Below are 17784 nucleotides of genomic sequence, written 5' to 3'. Positions count from 1 at the left end.
TGTAGAGGGAGGGCTACGGGGCCCGCGTGCCGTCTGGAGTCCTCCTTCGAGGCCTCCACAATGCTCCGGCACCTCAGGATGAGGGAACGGAATGGGTAGGGCGCCTTATCGACTGAAAGTCGGCTCGGCTCAATCCGGCGCGAGGTAGCGTCGCCGCGCCCAGCCGAGGATTGGGCCGGCCTTGACCCGACACCAGGTGAGACCGCTCGGCGTCTCGTTGGTGCAGCCGAAGCCGCGCAGGCGCGCGCCTTCTGGTGCCTGGCCCAGTACGGGCGCGGAAGCATCCGGGGTCTCGCGGATACTCAACGCGTCGCCGCGCGGAAGACCATCGACGCGGAAAGCGCCGGTTTCGGCGATTGCCGGAGCTGCTGTCAGAACCAGCGCGTAGATGAGGCGAAGGCGCAATGGATCGTCCACCTCAAGTCCGATGGATGCCCATCATCGCTGTCAGCCCACCGTCTACCGGCAGAACGGCGCCGGTGATGTAGGCGGCGCCATCTCCCATGAGGAAGGCCACCAGCGCCGCCACTTCCTCCGGCTTGGCGAAGCGTCCGGACGGAATCTGCTTCTCCATGCCGGTGCGGTGCGCGGCATAAGGAGCCATCATGTCAGTGTCGATGAAGCCCGGCGCGATGACGTTGACGGTTACCCCACGCTTGGCAGATTCGATCGCCAGCGTCCGGCAATAGGAGATCAGCGCACCCTTCGTCGCCGCATAAGCGGCATTACCCGGATTGGCCTGGAGGGCCGCCACCGAACCGATGGCGACGATGCGGCCGGAGCGTCCGCGGATCATGCCGCGCACCAGCGCTTTCGCCATGCGGGTCAGCGACCAGAAGTTCACCTGCATCGCCGCCTCGGCTTTGTCCTGCGCCATCATCGCGGCCAGCACGTCGTAAGATTGGCCTGCATTGTGGACCAGCCCGTAGAACGCTTCCCCCTCCTGGGCCTCGCAGAAAGCCTCTAGGGCATCGCGATCGGCGAGGTCGAGAGGGTGGGCGGTGATCGCCCGTTCGGGGTGAGTCTGAACGAGTTCGGCGACAAGTCGCTCCGCCGCCTCGCCCGATGACCGATAGGTGAAAGCGACGTCGTAGCCGGAGGTGACCAGCGCGCGTACGATGGCCGATCCGAGGCCGGAGGCGCCGCCCGTGACGAGGACGCGGCGGGACACTTCGTTCGTCATGCCGGCTCGTCCCCGAGGACGAGGCAGGTATTCTGCCCGCCGAATCCGAAGGAATTGGACAGAACCCGGCTGACCCGTGCGTCGCGTGCGCTCGTTACCACGTCGAGGGAGAGAGCTGGGTCCGGCACAGCGTAATTGATCGTCGGTGGGATGCGGCCATGGGTGACGGTAAGGAGCGAGATCACCGCCTCGATAGCCCCCGCGGCTGTCAGCGTATGACCGATCATCGACTTGTTCGATGAGATCGGCAGGGAGCGGATCCGCTCACCGAATACGGCAGCGCAGCCCAACGCCTCCATCTTATCATTTTCCGGCGTCGACGTGCCGTGGGCGTTGATCGTGTCGATCGAATCCGGCTCGGTGCCAGCATCGTGCAGGGCTGCGCGGATGGCGGCGATGCCGGGCGCCCCGTCCGGGCTCGACCGGGTACGGTGAAAGCCGTCACCCTTCTCGCCGCAACCGAGAACGTAGCCGAGGATCGTCGCGCCGCGTGCACGCGCTGCCTCGGCATTCTCGAGGACCAGGGCGGCGGCCCCCTCCCCCATGACGAAGCCGTCGCGGTTCTTGGAGAACGGCTTCGAGGCCCCCTCCGGCGGATCATTCTGGGTCGAAAGTGCGGAGAGCAGCGAGAATCGGATCAGTGATTCCGGGTTCACCGAACCGTCGGTGCCGATACACAGGGCCGCCTGCATCTCGCCCCGCCGGATCGCCTCGACGCCGAGTTGGATCGCGGTGGCGCCGGATGAGCAGGCGGTGGACAGCGAGATCGGCGATCCTTTGGTGCCGAACCGATCGGCGATGTTGTCGGCCACGGTAGCGAAGATGAAGAGATCGTGCCAGGCGTCGAACCGTCCGCTCGATGCCGCTCGCTGGAGGTCGGAATAGGTGATGTCGCCGTTCTGGCCGGACGCCTGTGCCAGCGACTGGCGCTGCGGCCATTCCATTTCCACCGGCGGTACGGCGATGAACAGCGCGCCGGGGAAATTGCCCTTCGTCCCGATGCCGGATTGGGTGATCGCCTCCTCGGCCGCCTCTTCGGCGAAGCGCTGCGACAGGGCGGGCGCCACGAGCGGGTCGGTATCGAGGAAATCTACCGTGCCGGCGATGCGGGTGCGCAGGCCGTCTGTAGAAAAACGGGCGATGCTGTGGATGCCGGACCGGCCGGCGGTGAGCGCGGTCCAATTGTCGACCTGTCCCTGCCCCAGGGACGTGACGATGCCGAGGCCTGTCACGGCGACCAGCGGCCTGCCATGGCTATCCCGGAAGTTCCGTGAATCGGGGGGAGAGGAATTCGTCATCGCGCCGTCTTGCTATCGTTCCGACCGAACGGCCTTGAAGATGCCCCGCCCCGAACATTCGGGCCGATCGATCACGGTTGCACCGGTCTTAGCGGAATTTCCGTTCGCTGACAGCCACATCCCTGCCGGTCACGACAGCGCGCTTAACCGGATCACGCCCTCACCACGGCGATGGCCGACGGTGGTGATCGTGATCTCGCGCGCCGTTCCTTCCGAAATGAGTGCGGCGGCGAGTGCCGCCCCCAGCGGCGCCGTAACTTCGAGCGAATGGCCGGTAAGGTCCCCGAGGGCTGTGATGGGGGTTCCGGGCGTCAGTACGTCCAGGGCAGCACGCTCCTCGGCAGTGATCTCTTTGACGCCGGTGGCACCCGAGATCACCAGATCCGGCTTGGAAGCGGCCTCGCCCCACAAGGTGGAGAGGCTACGCCCTACGCTGCCGGCCTCGCGCCGGGGGCGATCGCTTTCCACTGGGAGAAGGCGGGCGAAGATCGTCGCCTCGCGCGCCGCTGCGGTCTCGGCGGCTTCCAGCATGAGGAAAGCGGCGGTACTTCCCAAAATGACGCCGGCCTCGCCTTCACCCTCGCGCTCGAAAACCGGTCGGTAATCGCCCTTCCGCAGGTATCCGCCCATCTCGTGGACGACGAGAACGTCGGGGCGTTCCGCGCTGTAGGAGCCGCCCACCAGCATCGTATCGATCTGGCCCGAAGCGATGCGGCTCTGGGCGTTGCGCAAGGCGTCGACGCCCGAAGCCTCCTCGCCCATGAACGTGCGTGAGGCGCCCGTGACACCATGGACGATGGCGATGTTGCCGGCGAGCAGGTTCGAGAGTTGGGCCAGGAAGAGGGTCGGGCGTAGGTCGTTCTGCAGGTGCTCGTTGAGATAGGCGCCCGGGTCGGCCGCGTCGCGCAGGCCGGTCAGGATCGCACCGTCCACCGCCGTATCACGCTCGCCGCCGCCGCAGGCGACGACGAGATGCATCGCTGCCTTGAAGGCGGCGTCCTGTTTCACTCCAGCCGAGTCGAGGGCAAGCCCGGCCGCGTAGACGCCCAGGCGCTGCCACGCCTCCATCTGCCGCTGGTCGGATTTCTTGGGGATCTGTCCATCGAGCGAGAGCGGCGGGGCCGGATGGACGGGATAGGGCGCAAAGCGCTCCGTATCCGTAGCCTTCGGCCTGCCCGCTGCGAAGGCTTCGAGGTGAGCGGCGATTCCCTCTCCGGCACAGGATACGAGGCCGATGCCGGTGACGACCACGTCGCGCCGGTCCATGCTAGTCTTGCTCATGCCGGAACCGCTCCCCCGGGGGGAGCTCCTGCCGCAACCGCGCGATCCATCAGGCCGATCCGCTGCGCGCGTTCGCGCATGGGAGCATCGAGCCCTGCGGGAAACGGCATGGTTCGGAAGCGCAACTCTGCATCGGCCAGAGGTTTGCCCTCGTGGCTGATGGAAGCCTTGGTCACCGCGTAGCCAGAGCCGTCATGCTCCAGACTCGCCTGCACGACGAGCGTCGCCCCAGGGCCGACGAAGGAGCGGAACCGCGCCTTGTCGACCGCCATCAGGAACGGCATCTGCACGAAGTCGAGATGGGCGAGGAGCAGGTATCCCGAGGCCTGGGCCATGGTCTCCGTGAGGAGCACCCCGGGCACCAGGGGATGACCGGGAAAGTGACCCTCGAAGACCGGGCTCTCCATCGGCACGTGAGCTAGCGCCTCGATCCGGCCGGCGGCCTTGTCGAGACTCGTCACCGTGTCGATCATCTCGAAATATTCGAGGCGCATGGCGTCAAAGGCTCCGCTGGGGACTAGAGGCTCCGCTAGACTCTCAAGGGGTCAGCCCGGCCGGGCTCGCCCTTCAAGCCTTGGCGGCCTTCTCGGCCACCAGCGCGTCTATGCGGGCGCAAAGGTTCTTCAGCACGAAATACTCCTCGGCCGGCACCTTGCCCTCGTTGACCTCCTGGGTCCAGCGCTCCAGCGGCAGCTTGATGCCGAAGGCTTTGTCCACCGCGAAGGCGATGTCGAGGAAGGCGAGCGAATCGATGCCAAGATCCTCAATGGCGTGACTCTCGGGCGAGATGGTGTCGCGCGGGATGTCGGCGGTGTCGGCGATGATGTCCGCGACGCGGTCGAACGTAGCGGTGGTCGGCTGGTCAGACATGCGTTCTCGCCGTTTTCTTCTCTATGGCGCGCCGTAGCGGATCCGGTGTCGGATCCCATGGCGGGCGCGGCCGGTCCGAGGCTGGCGCGTGAACCCGGCGCCCCCCGGGTCGCGCAGCATGCCCCCGAAGCGGCGTCGCGCCGCTTCCGATCGAAGGCGGTCCCTTACACGAGGGGGTGGTGCCGGGCAACCTTGGCAGATACTCGGCTCGGGCTCGCGCCTTCGTGCGCCTGCGGGGCGCCCCGGACCATTCCGCCCGTCGATGCCTTGACCTACATGCGGAGGCGCGTCCGTTCGGCGTGGACCTGTGCTCTACTTCCTGCGCGAAACCATCGAGCGTGAGGCATGCCAGGAGGCGGCAGAGGTGACGAGAATGGAACGACCTACATCCGTCGATGCGGCGGAGCTGCCGACGGACCATCGCAGCCGCGCCCAAGGAGGCGCGCGCATCGCCCTGGTCCTGGCGCTGTCCGCCCTCGGCCTGTGGGTGCTCCACCCGTTCCTTCCGGCGCTGGCCTGGGCCGTGATCCTCGCCATCGCGCTCTGGCCGCTCTATGCGAAGGCGGAACGGCGCTGGCCGCCCGGTGGCCACAACATCCTGCTGCCGAGCCTGTTCACCCTGGCGGTAGCGCTGGTCTTCCTCGCGCCCCTGGTGGTCCTCGGGGTACAGGCGGCGCGGGAGGCCCATGACGCGATGGCCTGGGCCAAGTCGGCCGAGCGCAGCGGTATCCCCGTACCGGAATTCCTGTCCCACCTTCCCTACGGTGCGGCCAAAGCGAGCGCATGGTGGAGCGAGACTCTCAGCCACCCGTCCGCCGGGTCCGAGATCCTGCACAAGCTCGACAACTCGACCACGATCGGCCTGACCAAGAGCCTCGGGGCTCAAGTCGTTCGCCGGGTTGTGCTATTCGGCTTCACCCTGCTGACGTTGTTCTTCCTGTTCCGTGACGGGCGAACTGTCATCAGGCAGTCGCTGACGGCGAGCGCTCGCCTGTTTGGCCCGCGCGGCGAGCGGGTGGCCCGCCAGATGGTGGCTTCCGTCCATGGCACCGTCGATGGGCTGGTGCTGGTCGGCCTCGGCGAAGGCGTTCTCCTTGGAATCGTTTACTATTTTGCGGGCGTGCCGCATCCGGTCCTGCTCGGCGCGCTGACGGCGGTGGCGGCGATGATCCCTTTCGGAGCGCCGCTGGTCTTCGGCATTGCCGCACTGATCCTGCTCGCTGGTGGGGCGGTGATACCGGCGGTGGTGGTCGTGGCGGCGGGCTTCGTCGTCACCTTCGTCGCCGACCATTTCGTGAGGCCGGTCCTGATCGGCGGCACCACCCGCCTGCCCTTCCTCTGGGTGCTGCTCGGCATCCTCGGCGGGGTCGAGACGTTCGGTCTGCTCGGGCTTTTCCTCGGCCCGGCGGTGATGGCGGCCCTGGTGCTATTGTGGCGGGAGTTCACAGATGGGGACACGGCGCAGGCCACATCCATAGGCCCGCGCGGACCGTAATTCGAGCCGCCCGCAACCGCCATAGGACGGCCGAAACGACCGCCATCGGACGGTGTTTCGAGGGATTGCAAAGGCGGCTCAGATTCCGGTGGAATTTCTGGGCCGAAAGGCCCTCCCCTGACCGGGGAGAGCCTTCCTCGCATCGTAGGCTTACGCCGCCAGCGAGCGCAGGACGTAGGGCAGGATTCCGCCGTTGCGGAAGTATTCCAGCTCGTCCAGCGTATCGATCCGGCAGGTGAGCGGCACCTCTGTCTTGGTGCCGTCGGCCGAGGTGATCTCGGCGATCATGGTCTGGCGCGGCTTGATGTCGCCCGAGAGGCCGAGAAGGCTGACGGTCTCGTCACCCTTGAGGCCGAGCGACGCCCAGGACGTCTCGCCTTGGAACACCAGCGGCACGATGCCCATGCCCACGAGGTTCGAGCGGTGGATACGCTCGAAGCTCTCCGCCACCACGGCGCGGACGCCGAGGAGCTTCGTGCCCTTGGCCGCCCAATCGCGCGACGAGCCGGTGCCGTATTCCTTGCCGGCGAAGACGACGAGCGGCGTGCCGGATTCGGCGTATTTCTGGGCGGCGTCGTAGATGTACATCCGCTCGCCGGACGGCTGGAACAGGGTCCAGCCGCCCTCGACCACATTGCCGTTCTCGTCCCGGACCATCTGGTTCTTGATGCGGATGTTGGCGAAGGTGCCCCGCATCATGACCTGGTGGTTGCCGCGCCGGGTGCCGTACTGGTTGAAGTCCTGCACCCGGACCTGATGCTCCTGCAGGTAGGCGCCGGCCGGCGAGGCCGCGCGGATGTTGCCTGCCGGAGAGATGTGGTCGGTGGTGATGGAATCCTGGAACAGGCCGAGGATGCGGGCATCGACGATGTCGGTGATCGGCGCCGGCGTCTTGGTCATGCCCTCGAAATAGGGTGGGTTCTGCACGTAGGTGGAGGTCGAGTCCCACTTGAAGGTCTCGGCCTCGGTGACCTCGACGGCCTTCCAGTAATGGTCGCCGCTGAACACGTCGGCGTAGCGCGACTTGAACAGGGTCGAGGTGATGTTGGCCTCGATGAACTCGGCGACCTCTGCCGTGGAGGGCCAGATGTCGGCGAGATAGACCGGCTGGCCATCGGAGCCGATGCCCAGCGGCTCGGTGGTGATGTCGATCTGCATCGAGCCGGCGAGCGCGTAGGCGACGACCAGCGGCGGCGAGGCCAGGTAGTTGGCGCGCACGTCGGGGTTCACGCGGCCTTCGAAGTTGCGGTTGCCGGAGAGCACGGCCGCCGCGACCACGTCGTTGTCATTGATCGCCTTCGAGATCGGCGCCGGCAGCGGGCCCGAATTGCCGATGCAGGTGGTGCAGCCGAAGCCGACGAGGTTGAAGCCGAGGGCGTCGAGGGGCGCCTGCAGGCCCGCGCTCTCCAGATACTCGGCGACCACCTGCGAGCCCGGCGCCAGGGAGGTCTTCACCCAGGGCTTGGAACGCAGGCCCTTGGCGACGGCGTTTCGGGCGAGGAGCCCCGCGCCGATCATCACGCTCGGGTTCGAGGTGTTGGTGCAGCTCGTGATCGCCGCGATCACCACGTCGCCATGGCCGATATCGTAATTCGCGCCGTCGACGGGGTAGCGCTTGGCGATGTCGGCGGCTCGTCTGAACTCCGTCTCCATGGACTGGGCGAAGCCCGGCTTGGCGCCGTCCAGCAGCACCCGGTCCTGCGGCCGCTTGGGGCCGGCCAGCGACGGACGCACGTCACCCATGTCGAGGGAGAGGGAATCGGTGAAGACGGGGTCCGGGGTCTGCGCGTCGCGCCACATGCCCTGGGCCTTGGCATAGGCCTCCACGAGGGCGATCCGGTCGTCGGCGCGGCCGGTCACCTTGAGGAAGTCGATGGTCTTCTGGTCGATGGGGAAGAAGCCGCAGGTGGCGCCGTATTCGGGGGCCATGTTGGAGATCGTGGCGCGGTCGGCCACCGCCATGTCGTCGAGGCCGGGGCCGTAGAATTCCACGAACTTGCCGACGACGCCCTTCTTGCGCAGCATCTGCGTCACGGTGAGCACGAGGTCGGTGGCGGTGGTGCCCTCGGGCAGCTTGCCCGACAGTTTGAAGCCGACGACTTCCGGGATCAGCATGGAGAGCGGCTGGCCGAGCATGGCGGCCTCGGCCTCGATGCCGCCCACACCCCAGCCGAGCACGGCGAGGCCGTTGACCATGGTGGTGTGCGAATCGGTGCCGACGAGGCTGTCGGGATAGGCGAGCTCGGTGCCGTCTTCGGTCTTGGTCCACACCGTCTGCGACAGGAACTCGAGGTTCACCTGGTGGCAGATGCCGGTGCCGGGGGGGACGACGGAGAAGTTGTCGAAGGCCGACTGGCCCCATTTCAGGAAGGTGTAGCGCTCGCCGTTGCGCTCGTATTCCAGCGCCACGTTGTCGGCCAGGGCCTTCGGGGTGCCGAACTCGTCGACGATGACCGAGTGGTCGATGACGAGATCGACCGGGACCAGCGGGTTGATCTTCTGGGGGTCGCCGCCGAGAGCGACCATGGCGTCGCGCATTGCGGCGAGATCTACCACGGCGGGCACGCCGGTGAAGTCCTGCATCAGCACGCGCGAGGGGCGGAAGGCGATCTCGGTCTCGACCTTGCCGAGGTTGCCGAGCCACGCGACGGTGGCGGAGATGTCGTCCTTCTTCACCGAGCGGTCGTCCTCGAACCGCAGCAGGTTCTCGAGTATGACCTTCATCGAGAAGGGCAAAGCCGTCGCATCGGCGAGGCCGGCCTGCTCGGCATGGGGGATCGAGTAGTAGGTGTAGGATTTGTCGCCGACGGTGAGGGTCTGGCGGGAGTGAAAGCTGTCGAGTGATGCCACGGCTTGTTTCTTCCTCACGAGCGGTTGTCGAACACGCGCAGGCATGACCTGCGCCACGAAGTCGTGTTCGGCTGGAGCGCTTCTAAAAAAAGCGCGCGCCGCTCCGGGGGTGCCCGGACAGGATGTTGCGCGACGAGCGATTTGGACGCTCGGGACTCGCGCGGCGCAGCCTGCGCCCCGTATAGAACACTTCGAAACTGGCCGCTACGCCCTGCTGTGACACGAGCGCAGGAGTGTCGGGGAGAACGTGGACGAGCCTCGGTGCGCGAGCTATGCAGGCGGCCATGCTGGAGCATTCCATGATCGCCTTTCGCCTGCCTCCGGAGATCGAAGCGCATATGGATGCGCATGGTCGGCGGACAGGCCAAGGCGCGCGTGAAGACGCCCGCGACGCGATCCTAGATTACCTTGAGGATCGTGCGGACGTTCAAATCGCCGAGCGGCGGCTTGCCGACCTGAAGGCGGGGAAAAGCGACTCCGTTCCCATCTCGGAACTCCTCGCTCGGTATGCATTGTGATCGCGGCCGTCGCGCACGATCCTCTTACCCTTGCGATGCAGCGGTTTGCCCCATCCACAAAACTGCCAACGAGTCAGAACCCTCACGTCGGTATGAGGCGTGACAGGCGCCCTCTTCCGGCTACGGCATTCACGCCTCTCGCGGGCGGCTCGGGTCCCCTCTCCTGGAAGGAGAGGGACAGGGTGAGGTGTGTGACCTCTCCGGGGATGGACCACACCTCACCCCAGCCCTCTCCTTCCAGGAGAGGGAGTTCCGCTGCGCCTCATGCCAACCCTCCTGGATCGAGGGAACGGCTGTCGAGCAGATGCGTAAATCCAGTAGCCTTCCAGGAGAGGAAGCCCGCGCCGCCCGCGCGAGACGTGAAAGCCGCAGTCCCCGTGAGCAGTTGGAGGCGTGCCGTCGCCGGCGGCCGACAGGGCGCCCCGTGCGGCTGACCGCTACGAACCTCGCCGCCCGCCGCTCCGGCCGCCGCATCTTCTCGGGTCTGTCCTTCGCGCTCGGCCCCGGCGAGGCCTTGATGGTGACGGGGCGCAACGGGGCGGGAAAATCCACCCTGCTCAGCCTTCTCGCAGGCCGGTTGAAGCCGGATGCCGGCACCATCGCGGTCGCCGACGTCGGTGAGGCGACGCTGGCCGAATGTCTCCACGTGGTCGGCCATCGCGACGGGCTGAAAAGCCCGCTGACGGCGGAGGAGAACCTCACCTTCGCCCGCGACCTTCTCGGCGCGCCCACCGCGAGCCCGGCCGAAGCGCTCAACGAACTCGGGCTCGGCCATGCCCTGCGGTTGCCGGTTGCCTACCTCTCCGCCGGCCAGCGCCGCCGCGTCGCCCTCGCCCGGCTTCTCGTCTGCCGGCGTCCGCTCTGGCTGCTCGACGAGCCGACCGCGGCCCTCGATACCGCCTCTCAGGCCGTGCTCGCCGGATTGATGGCGCGCCACCGGGCCGAGGGTGGCCTCATCGTGGCGGCCACCCACCAGTCCCTCGGCCTGGAGGATGCCCGCGAACTGCGCATCGACGAGGCGTTGAAACCCGCACCCGCCTCGGCCGGCGCGAATGCGGCCGATTCGGAGGTGTGGTGGTGATCGGCGTGATGCGCGCCCTCATCGCCCGCGACCTGCAGCTCGCCGCCCGCGTGGGCGGCTCGGGCGCCCTGTCGCTGGTGTTCTTCCTAATGATCGTCGCCCTCGTGCCGTTCGCGCTGGGGCCCGACCTCAACCTTCTCTCGCGGATCGGTCCGGCCATCCTCTGGCTCGCCGCCGTGCTCGCCACCCTGATCGGCCTCGACCGCCTGTTCCAGGCCGACGAGGAGGACGGCTCCCTCGACCTGATGACCGGCGCTCCGGCACCGATGGAGATGGTGGTGCTCGCCAAGGTGATTGCCCATTGGCTCACCACCGGCCTGCCGTTGGCTCTCGCTTCGCCGCTCTTCGGGCTGCTCGTCGCCCTCGACGGCACCGCCATGGGCGCCACCGCCCTCACTTTGCTGGTGGGGACGCCGGCCCTGACCTTCATCGGCGCCGTCGGCGCCGCGCTCACCGCGTCGATCCGCCGGGGCGGCCTGATCCTCGCCGTCCTGGTGTTGCCGCTGATGATCCCGACGCTGATCTTCGGCGTCTCCGCGACCGAGGCAGCATCCGGCGGCACGGTGCCCTTCACGACGCCCTTGCTGATCCTGTCGGCCCTCAGCCTGATCGCGGCGGTTATCGGGACCTTCGCGGCGGCCGCGGCCCTGCGCTGGTCGGAATGATCAGCGCCCCTCGGCGACCGGGATGACGATCTCGTTGCGCCGCAGGAAAGGGATCGCGAAGGGTGGATCGTAGCTCAGGACGCTCGACGGGCCCGTCGTCTCGCGGGCCATCTTCGCCAGGACCTGCCGGAGAACCGCCTCGCGTTTCTCACGGGCTCTCGCATCGAGTGTGCCGGAGAAGCGGAGCGCGGCGAAGGTCGCGGCAGGCAGCCGAGCGATGCGGACCGCCGGATCGGTCGGAACCGGCGGACCGGCCTTCACGATGGCGGCGGGCAGGAAGAAGCGCATGACGCGCAGATCGCCGCCCTGCTCTACCGGCACGGTCATGGCAATCAGGGTGCCCTGTTCCACCGGCACCGTCATCGCGATGCGGTCGTCCCCGCCATTGGCGCCGGTGATGTACCGGAACAGACTGCGAAACGCTTCGGCATCGCCCGGTCCCGCCATGTCGGTCTCGACCGCGACACGCGGTTCGTAGTGACGGATCTCGACGTTGCGGGGCAATTGCTCGACCACCTCGTAGCGCGGCTGCTCGTAGGTGGCACGGATGCCGACCACGGACAGGAGCGATTCCGCGAAGGTCAGGGCGTAGTAGAGGGCTTTGTCGAGCATGGCGCCGGCTCAACGCCCCATCGACGGCCGCGTTTCCCATCCCAACGCCAGACGGCGCCATTCCGTCGGCGGCAGGCTGGTCCAGCCACGGAACGCGCGGGTGAAATGCGCGGCGTCGGCATAGCCGAGATCGAGGGCGTGCGCGAAGAAATGATCGACGCGGCCGGACTGCGCGTAACGCCCGCATTGATGCTGCACCGCACCTTGGGCTAGGTCCACGGACCATGTGGACACGTCTTGCCCATCCCGGTCACTTCCTGCGCTGGACCGGCCCCGTGATGCCCTGGCTCGCGGGGCTCTCGGCCGTGCTGCTCGCAATCGGCCTGTACCTCACCTGGTTCGTGGTCCCGCCCGACTACCAGCAGGGCGAGACCGTGCGGATCATGTATATCCACGTGCCGGCGGCCTGGCTCGGCGTGTTCTTCTACGGGTCGATGGCGATCTCGGCGATCGGCACCCTGGTCTGGCGCCACCCCCTCGCGGATGTGGCGCAGCGCGCCGCGGCGCCGATCGGGGCGGCCTTCACCCTGATCTGCCTCGTCACCGGCTCGCTCTGGGGCAAGCCGATGTGGGGCACCTACTGGGTCTGGGACGCGCGCCTGACCTCGATGCTGATCCTGTTCCTGATCTATTGCGGCATCATCGCCCTGTGGCGCACGATCGAGGATCCGAACCGGGCCGCGCGCGCCATCGCGATCCTGACGCTGGTGGGCGCCGTGAACCTGCCGATCATCAAGTTCTCGGTGAACTGGTGGTCGACGCTGCATCAGCCGGCCTCGATCATGCGCATGGGCGGCTCCAGCATCGATCCCTCGATGCTCTACCCCCTGCTCGAGATGATCCTCGCCTTCACCCTGCTCGGGATCACGCTGCATCTCTACGCCATGCGCACGGAGATCCTGCGCCGCCGGGTCCGGGCGCTCACCATCCGCGAGGCCGAGCGACTGGATGCCGATCCGCGTCCGGCCCGGCCCCTCGGCCAGGCGATCCGGGGAGTCTGAGCGATGGCTTCCCTCGGGCCGCATGCCGGCTTCATCCTCGGCGCCTACGCCTTCACCGCCCTCGTCATCGGCGCCCTGATCTGGCGCTCGCTCGGCGATCACCGGGCGCAGAAACAGGCGCTCGCGGCCCTCCAGGGCGATGCGGGGGAGCGCCTGTGAGCGCCGCATCCTCGTCGGCGCCGGTGCGCCGGTCGCTCCTCGTCATCGCGCCGCTGGTGATCTTCGCGGCGCTGGCCCTGGTGTTCTTCATCCGCCTGCGCTCCGGGACCGACCCGGCCGCGATTCCCTCGGCGCTGATCGGACGGCCTGTGCCGGCCTTCGCGTTGCCGGCATTGCCCAACCTCGTAGGCGGCGAAGGCCAGGCCGTTCCCGGTCTTTCCAGCGCCGACCTCAAGGGCCGCGTGACGGTGGTCAATTTCTGGGCGTCGTGGTGTGCCCCGTGCCAGATCGAGCATCCGCAACTGATGCGGCTGGCGCGTGAGCCGGGCGTGAACCTCGTCGGCATCGACTACAAGGACGCCCCCGAGAACGGCCGGCGATTCCTGTCGCGCAGCGGCGTCCCGTTCCAGGCCGTGGGCATGGATTCCACCGGCCGCACCGGTATCGATTTCGGCGTCTACGGCGTGCCGGAAACTTTCATCATCGGCCCCGACGGCCTGATCCGCGACAAGCTCGTGGGGATCGTCACGGCAGAGAACTATGCGTCGGTGCTGCAGAAGATCCGGGCGGCGGAGACGATGGCCGCCGCGAAACCCTGATCCGGCGACGGGCTTTCCCTACACGTCGGGCTTCGCCTCGGCCTTGCGGTCGTAGCGCATGAGAAGCGGGGTCTGTGACAGGGCGAACAGGATGGTCAGGGGCATGATGCCGACCACCTTGAAATTGGCCCAGAAGGCGTAAGTCTGCGTCCGCCAGACCACCTCGTTGATGGCGGCCAGGGCGAAGAAGAACAATCCCCAGCGGAAGGTGAGCTTGCGCCAGCCCTCCTCGGTCAGGTCGAAGACCGAGTCGAGCACCACCGACAGCAGGGATTTCCCGAACAGCAGGCCGCCGAGGAGGATGGCGCCGAACAGGGCGTTCACGATCGTCGGCTTGATTACGAAGAACGTCTTGTCGTGCAACGCCAGCGCCATGCCGCCGAAGACCAGCACGACGATGCCGGAGACCAGCGGCATGATCGGCAGCCGTCGCAGCAGCGCGAAGTGGATGGCCAGAGCCACCACCGTCGCCACCACGAACACCCCGATGGCCATGAAGGTGCTGCTGTCCTCGCTCAGGCCGAACCGCGTGCCGAACGAGTTCAGCATGAAGAACAGCACCAGCGGCCCCATTTCCAGGGCGAGCTTGGGCACCGGTTCGAGATGGCGGCGCAGCGGCACGGATTCGATGGGCAGGGTCATGATCGCGAGCGGCTCGTGGTTCGGCACGCCCGGACGCAAAGCGGCGCCGGGCGGGACGCCGGATGTAGGACAGTCGCCCCGGCTTTCATAGCGCGTCAGGCAGCGCCAAAGATCGACCGGGGGCTCTGCAGGAGGATCGCCCGTAGCGTCAGCGGCCCGCCGCCACGGCGAGTTTCAGGCCGGCTGCCTTCTGAACCGTCGTGAGCATGGCGAACAGGTTGCTCGCCGTCGGGTTGCCGGTCGGGCTCAGCATGCGCATCAGGCTCTTCGACGAAGAACCGGTTTCCATGGCCAGCCGTTCGAAACCGATCGTCGCGTTGATGTAATCGCGCAGTGCTGCCTTCCCCGTATCGAGTTCTCCGGCCAGGAACTGATCCACCGCTTCTGTCAGAAGTGCCTCTCGGAATGCCGGGTCGCTCTCGGCACGCGCTTTCACCGTCTCTCTGAAGCTGCGCGTCAGGGTCATGATGTCTCCTCCGCACGATCGAACCAGTCGGCAAAAGGACTGCGGCCTTTCGCATCCAGAAATTCAACGATCCGCATCCGTCATGGTACCATTTGCGGTACCATGACGACAACCGCTGGCGCATGGCCGACCATGCTGGTCTCCCTTGCGATCAGTCCTTGTCCAACCCCGCGATGGCCCGCGCGAAGTCCCGCGCGGCGAAGGGTTCGAGATCCTCGACGCCTTCGCCGACGCCGATGAAATGCACCGGCAGGCCGAACTTCGCGGCCAGCGCCACGAGGATGCCGCCCCGCGCGGTGCCGTCGAGCTTGGTCATGACGAGGCCGGTGACGTTGGCCGCCTTCGAGAACAGCTCGACCTGGCTCAGCGCGTTCTGGCCCACGGTGGCATCGAGGACGAGGAGCACGGCATGGGGCGCCTCGGCGTCGATCTTGCGGATGACGCGCAGGATCTTCTCCAACTCCGCCATCAGCCCGGCCTTGTTCTGGAGCCGGCCGGCCGTATCGATCAGGAGCACGTCGGTGCCCTCGGTTCTGGCCCGCTGGAAGGCCTCGAAGGCGAGGCCGGCGGCATCCGCTCCCTGCACGCCCGCCACCACCGGAACCCCGGTGCGCGTGCCCCAGACCTTGAGCTGCTCGATAGCCGCGGCGCGGAACGTGTCGCCCGCCGCGAGCATCAGGCTGTGCCCCTCCCCCTTCAGCTTCAGGGCGAGCTTGCCGATGGTGGTGGTCTTTCCCGCGCCGTTGACGCCGATCATCAGGATCACGAACGGCTTCTTCGTCGTGTCGATGGTGAGGGGAATGGCGACGGGTGTCAGCGCCCGCTCCACCTCGGCGGCGAGGATGGCCCGGACCTCATCCGGGGAGATGCCCTTCTCGTAGCGGCCCTTACCCACGGCCTCCGAGATCCGCATGGCGGTGTCGATGCCGAAATCGGCCTGGATCAGGGCGTCTTCCAGCTCCTCCAGCGTGTCCGCGTCGAGCTTGCGCTTGGTGAAGAGGCCGGTCACCCGCTCGGACAAAGCCGACGAGGTGCGCTTCATGCCCCCGGTGAGGCGGCTCCACCAGCCGCGCTTCTCGGAGGCCGGCTCTGGGTCGGTGACAGGCTCGGGCGTGGGGGCCGGGACCGGGGCGGGCTCCGGTGCGAAGGCGACCGTCGTGGTGTCGGCCTTCTCCGCTCCGCGCGCGGGATCGTCTCCCGCCGTACCGGCCGGCGGGCGCTCATCCGCGCCCGCGATGGGCTGCAGGTCCGCCCCCTCGATCTCGTCGGGGATGGTATTCTTTTCAGGGTCGGCGGGCGCGGGCTCGCTGGGGGGCAGCGGGATCGCCGAGATGTCGTCCGCACCCGTGGCGAAGTCGGGCTGGCCTTCCGATGCCGAGGCGGGAGACGCGATGGGAGGCGATGCCGGCTCGATGGCCGTTTCGGGTTTCCGCTCCGGCTTGGGATCGGGCGGCTGAACCGGGACCGGCTCGGGCGGCCACGCTTCCTCCTTCTTCCCGAACATCCGCCGCAGCAACCAGCCCGGCCTCTTGTCTTCGCTCATTCCCACTTGCTCCCTCGACCCCGCATGAGTAGCGCAGGGCGATGCCGTCAGCCGATGCCCCAGTGGAACACCGCATAACAGACATAGGCGCGCGTCTCCTCTACCGCGATGCCCTTGTCCTCGTCATCGACAAGCCGGCGGGACTGCCTGTCCATCCCGGCCCGAAGGGCGGCGAGACCCTGACCGACCATCTCGATGCCTTGCGCTTCGGTCTGCCACGTCGTCCCGAGGCGGCCCATCGGCTCGACCGCGACACGTCGGGCTGCCTCGCCCTGGGCCGTCATGCCAAAGCTTTGGCCCGTCTCAACAAGCTGTTCGCCGCGAGCGGCACGGTGGGGAAGACCTACTGGGCCATCGTCGAGGGCGATCCCGCCGAGGACGAGGGCCGCATCGACTTCCCCCTCGCCCGCCGCTCGGACGACCCGCGCTCGTGGTGGATGAAAACGGACCCGGCCGGTGACCCGTCGCTGACCACATGGCGCGTTCTCGGCCGCTCGGCGGACAGGAGCCTCGCCTGGCTGGCCCTCAGCCCGGTCACCGGCCGCACGCATCAGCTGCGCGTCCATTGCGCCGCCAAGGGCTGGCCCATCCTCGGCGACACGATCTACGGCACCGCCCCCCGCTCGGGCGGACCTGGGCTGCAGCTCCACGCCCGCGCGCTCACGCTGCCGCTCTACCCCAAGAAGCCGCCGATCTTGGTCGAGGCCCCTGCGCCGGGGCATATGCGGGAGCGGATGGAGATGTGTGGGTATCGGGCCGGCGCATGACGCGTGCGATGGATTGGCTGAGCGAGAGGTGCACATCCCCTCTCCCCGCACGCGGGGAGAGGGCCGCGACGACCTCGTCGTCGTTGCGGCGAGGCGGCAGCCGAGGGTGAGGAGGCGCGTCCGGGTGAGCCCCTATCGGATGCGCCCCCTCACCCTCGCTTCGGCTTCGCCTCTCGCTCATCGCGGACACGACAAGGTGTCCCCGATCCTCTCCCCGCGCGCGGGGAGAGGCGGCGCTGCCTGACACTGCCGCTCTACTTCAGAAGGCCGGCCATTACGGTCGAGGCGCTGGCGCCGTGACATGACCCGCGAAATGGACTGGCTGGACGGCGGGCGCACATCCCCTCTCCCCGCGCGCGGGGAGAGGGCCGCGACGACCTCGTCGTCGGCGCGGCGAGGCGGCAGCCGAGGGTGAGGGGGCGATTCCGGGGAGCAATTTCGGATGCGCCCCCTCACCCTCGCTTCGGCTTCGCCTCTCGCTCATCGCGGACACGACAAGGTGTCCGCGACCCTCTCCCCGCGCGCGGCGAGAGGCGGGCGCTGCCGGACCCTGCCGCTCTACTTCAGAAGGCCGGCCATCACTGGCGAGGCGCCGGGGCATATTCGGGAGCGGATGGAGATGTGTGGGTACGAGGCCGACGAGTAAGGCGCGAGTCCCTCCTCCCCCTTGTGGGGAGGAGTTGGAGGTGGGGGTGGTTGGGTGACCCTCAGCTTGCGGAGGCAAGCGGAACCACCCCCACTCCTAACCTCTCCC

Annotated in this window: 21 protein-coding genes; 9 read left to right on the top strand and 12 right to left on the bottom strand. The window is 67.7% G+C overall.

Going from position 1 to position 17784, the window contains the following annotated elements:
* Window positions 1-129 precede the first annotated feature (129 nt).
* The 6 genes from ACYQML_RS14325 to ACYQML_RS14300 form a co-directional block, all read right to left on the bottom strand.
* Window positions 130-405 (bottom strand): SH3 domain-containing protein, encoded by a 276-nt coding sequence (locus ACYQML_RS14325; protein WP_056427723.1) that lies wholly within the window; start codon window positions 403-405, stop codon window positions 130-132.
* A 13-nt stretch (window positions 406-418) separates the two neighbouring features.
* A complete protein-coding gene (locus ACYQML_RS14320) occupies window positions 419-1183 on the bottom strand; it encodes an SDR family NAD(P)-dependent oxidoreductase (RefSeq protein ID WP_056427500.1) in 765 nt (254 codons plus the stop codon).
* Window positions 1180-2481, bottom strand: a complete 1302-nt coding sequence (locus tag ACYQML_RS14315) for a beta-ketoacyl-ACP synthase (RefSeq protein WP_056453401.1) — start codon at window positions 2479-2481, stop codon at window positions 1180-1182. The genes ACYQML_RS14320 and ACYQML_RS14315 overlap by 4 nt, the downstream gene beginning before the upstream one ends.
* 129 nt (window positions 2482-2610) lie before the next feature.
* Window positions 2611-3762: a beta-ketoacyl-ACP synthase gene (locus ACYQML_RS14310; protein WP_461233161.1), complete on the bottom strand. Its 1152-nt coding sequence runs from the start codon at window positions 3760-3762 to the stop codon at window positions 2611-2613.
* Window positions 3759-4256 carry a 3-hydroxyacyl-ACP dehydratase FabZ family protein gene (locus ACYQML_RS14305; RefSeq protein WP_056427490.1) on the bottom strand — a complete coding sequence of 166 codons (498 nt, stop codon included), beginning with the start codon at window positions 4254-4256 and terminating at the stop codon, window positions 3759-3761. Before ACYQML_RS14305 ends, ACYQML_RS14310 begins: the two co-directional genes overlap by 4 nt.
* 73 nt (window positions 4257-4329) lie before the next feature.
* Window positions 4330-4632, bottom strand: coding sequence for an acyl carrier protein (locus tag ACYQML_RS14300; RefSeq protein WP_018044158.1), 303 nt, complete (start codon window positions 4630-4632; stop codon window positions 4330-4332).
* Window positions 4633-5005: 373 nt separating this feature from the next.
* Between ACYQML_RS14300 and ACYQML_RS14295 the strand changes: the two genes are divergently transcribed.
* Window positions 5006-6127 carry an AI-2E family transporter gene (locus ACYQML_RS14295; RefSeq protein ID WP_461233160.1) on the top strand — a complete coding sequence of 374 codons (1122 nt, stop codon included), beginning with the start codon at window positions 5006-5008 and terminating at the stop codon, window positions 6125-6127.
* A 150-nt stretch (window positions 6128-6277) separates the two neighbouring features.
* On the opposite strand, the gene acnA is transcribed toward ACYQML_RS14295, so the two are convergent.
* The gene (gene acnA, locus ACYQML_RS14290; RefSeq protein ID WP_311275443.1) at window positions 6278-8977 is read right to left on the bottom strand and encodes an aconitate hydratase AcnA; all 2700 of its coding nucleotides are present in this window, start codon (window positions 8975-8977) and stop codon (window positions 6278-6280) included.
* A 284-nt stretch (window positions 8978-9261) separates the two neighbouring features.
* Between acnA and relB the strand changes: the two genes are divergently transcribed.
* The 3 genes from relB to ccmB all read left to right on the top strand — a co-directional run bounded on the left by relB (window position 9262) and on the right by ccmB (window position 11241).
* Window positions 9262-9495 carry a type II toxin-antitoxin system RelB family antitoxin gene (relB, locus tag ACYQML_RS14285; protein ID WP_461233158.1) on the top strand — a complete coding sequence of 78 codons (234 nt, stop codon included), beginning with the start codon at window positions 9262-9264 and terminating at the stop codon, window positions 9493-9495.
* Between the two features lie 424 nt (window positions 9496-9919).
* A complete protein-coding gene (gene ccmA, locus ACYQML_RS14280; protein WP_026175999.1) occupies window positions 9920-10576 on the top strand; it encodes a heme ABC exporter ATP-binding protein CcmA in 657 nt (218 codons plus the stop codon).
* 8 nt (window positions 10577-10584) lie between these two features.
* On the top strand, window positions 10585-11241 hold the full coding sequence (gene ccmB, locus ACYQML_RS14275; RefSeq protein WP_043764704.1) for a heme exporter protein CcmB: 657 nt from the start codon (window positions 10585-10587) through the stop codon (window positions 11239-11241).
* Here the strand turns inward: ccmB and ACYQML_RS14270 are convergent, their stop codons facing one another.
* Window positions 11242-11853, bottom strand: coding sequence for an SOUL family heme-binding protein (locus ACYQML_RS14270; RefSeq protein ID WP_461233157.1), 612 nt, complete (start codon window positions 11851-11853; stop codon window positions 11242-11244).
* Window positions 11854-11862: 9 nt separating this feature from the next.
* On the bottom strand, window positions 11863-12087 hold the full coding sequence (locus ACYQML_RS14265) for an AraC family transcriptional regulator (protein WP_461233156.1): 225 nt from the start codon (window positions 12085-12087) through the stop codon (window positions 11863-11865).
* On the opposite strand from ACYQML_RS14265, the gene ACYQML_RS14260 reads away from it, so the two are divergent.
* From ACYQML_RS14260 to ACYQML_RS14250, 3 genes are read left to right on the top strand one after another with little or no spacing between them, the layout of a single operon-like run.
* Window positions 12078-12854, top strand: coding sequence for a heme ABC transporter permease (locus ACYQML_RS14260; RefSeq protein WP_056427478.1), 777 nt, complete (start codon window positions 12078-12080; stop codon window positions 12852-12854). The two genes, ACYQML_RS14265 and ACYQML_RS14260, sit on opposite strands and share 10 nt — an antisense overlap.
* A gap of 3 nt (window positions 12855-12857) precedes the next feature.
* Window positions 12858-13013, top strand: coding sequence for a heme exporter protein CcmD (gene ccmD, locus ACYQML_RS14255; RefSeq protein WP_461233155.1), 156 nt, complete (start codon window positions 12858-12860; stop codon window positions 13011-13013).
* A complete protein-coding gene (locus ACYQML_RS14250; RefSeq protein WP_461233154.1) occupies window positions 13010-13612 on the top strand; it encodes a DsbE family thiol:disulfide interchange protein in 603 nt (200 codons plus the stop codon). Before ccmD ends, ACYQML_RS14250 begins: the two co-directional genes overlap by 4 nt.
* 18 nt (window positions 13613-13630) lie before the next feature.
* On the opposite strand, the gene ACYQML_RS14245 is transcribed toward ACYQML_RS14250, so the two are convergent.
* The 3 genes from ACYQML_RS14245 to ftsY form a co-directional block, all read right to left on the bottom strand.
* Entirely contained in the window at window positions 13631-14248 is a 618-nt protein-coding gene (locus ACYQML_RS14245; RefSeq protein ID WP_461235731.1) for a septation protein A, read from the bottom strand.
* Between the two features lie 154 nt (window positions 14249-14402).
* Window positions 14403-14720 carry a helix-turn-helix domain-containing transcriptional regulator gene (locus tag ACYQML_RS14240; RefSeq protein WP_461233153.1) on the bottom strand — a complete coding sequence of 106 codons (318 nt, stop codon included), beginning with the start codon at window positions 14718-14720 and terminating at the stop codon, window positions 14403-14405.
* Between the two features lie 151 nt (window positions 14721-14871).
* Complete coding sequence (gene ftsY, locus ACYQML_RS14235; RefSeq protein ID WP_419953886.1) at window positions 14872-16263, bottom strand: signal recognition particle-docking protein FtsY; 1392 nt, start codon at window positions 16261-16263, stop codon at window positions 14872-14874.
* A 41-nt stretch (window positions 16264-16304) separates the two neighbouring features.
* On the opposite strand from ftsY, the gene ACYQML_RS14230 reads away from it, so the two are divergent.
* Both ACYQML_RS14230 and ACYQML_RS14225 read left to right on the top strand, forming a co-directional pair.
* On the top strand, window positions 16305-17030 hold the full coding sequence (locus ACYQML_RS14230) for an RluA family pseudouridine synthase (RefSeq protein ID WP_461233152.1): 726 nt from the start codon (window positions 16305-16307) through the stop codon (window positions 17028-17030).
* 442 nt (window positions 17031-17472) lie between these two features.
* Window positions 17473-17676 (top strand): hypothetical protein, encoded by a 204-nt coding sequence (locus tag ACYQML_RS14225; protein ID WP_461233151.1) that lies wholly within the window; start codon window positions 17473-17475, stop codon window positions 17674-17676.
* The last annotated feature ends 108 nt before the right edge of the window (window positions 17677-17784 follow it).

This window comes from Methylobacterium sp. CM6244, assembly GCF_054817885.1.
Note: the sequence above shows the minus strand (reverse complement) of the source record. Positions and strands in the feature narration are given on the sequence as shown.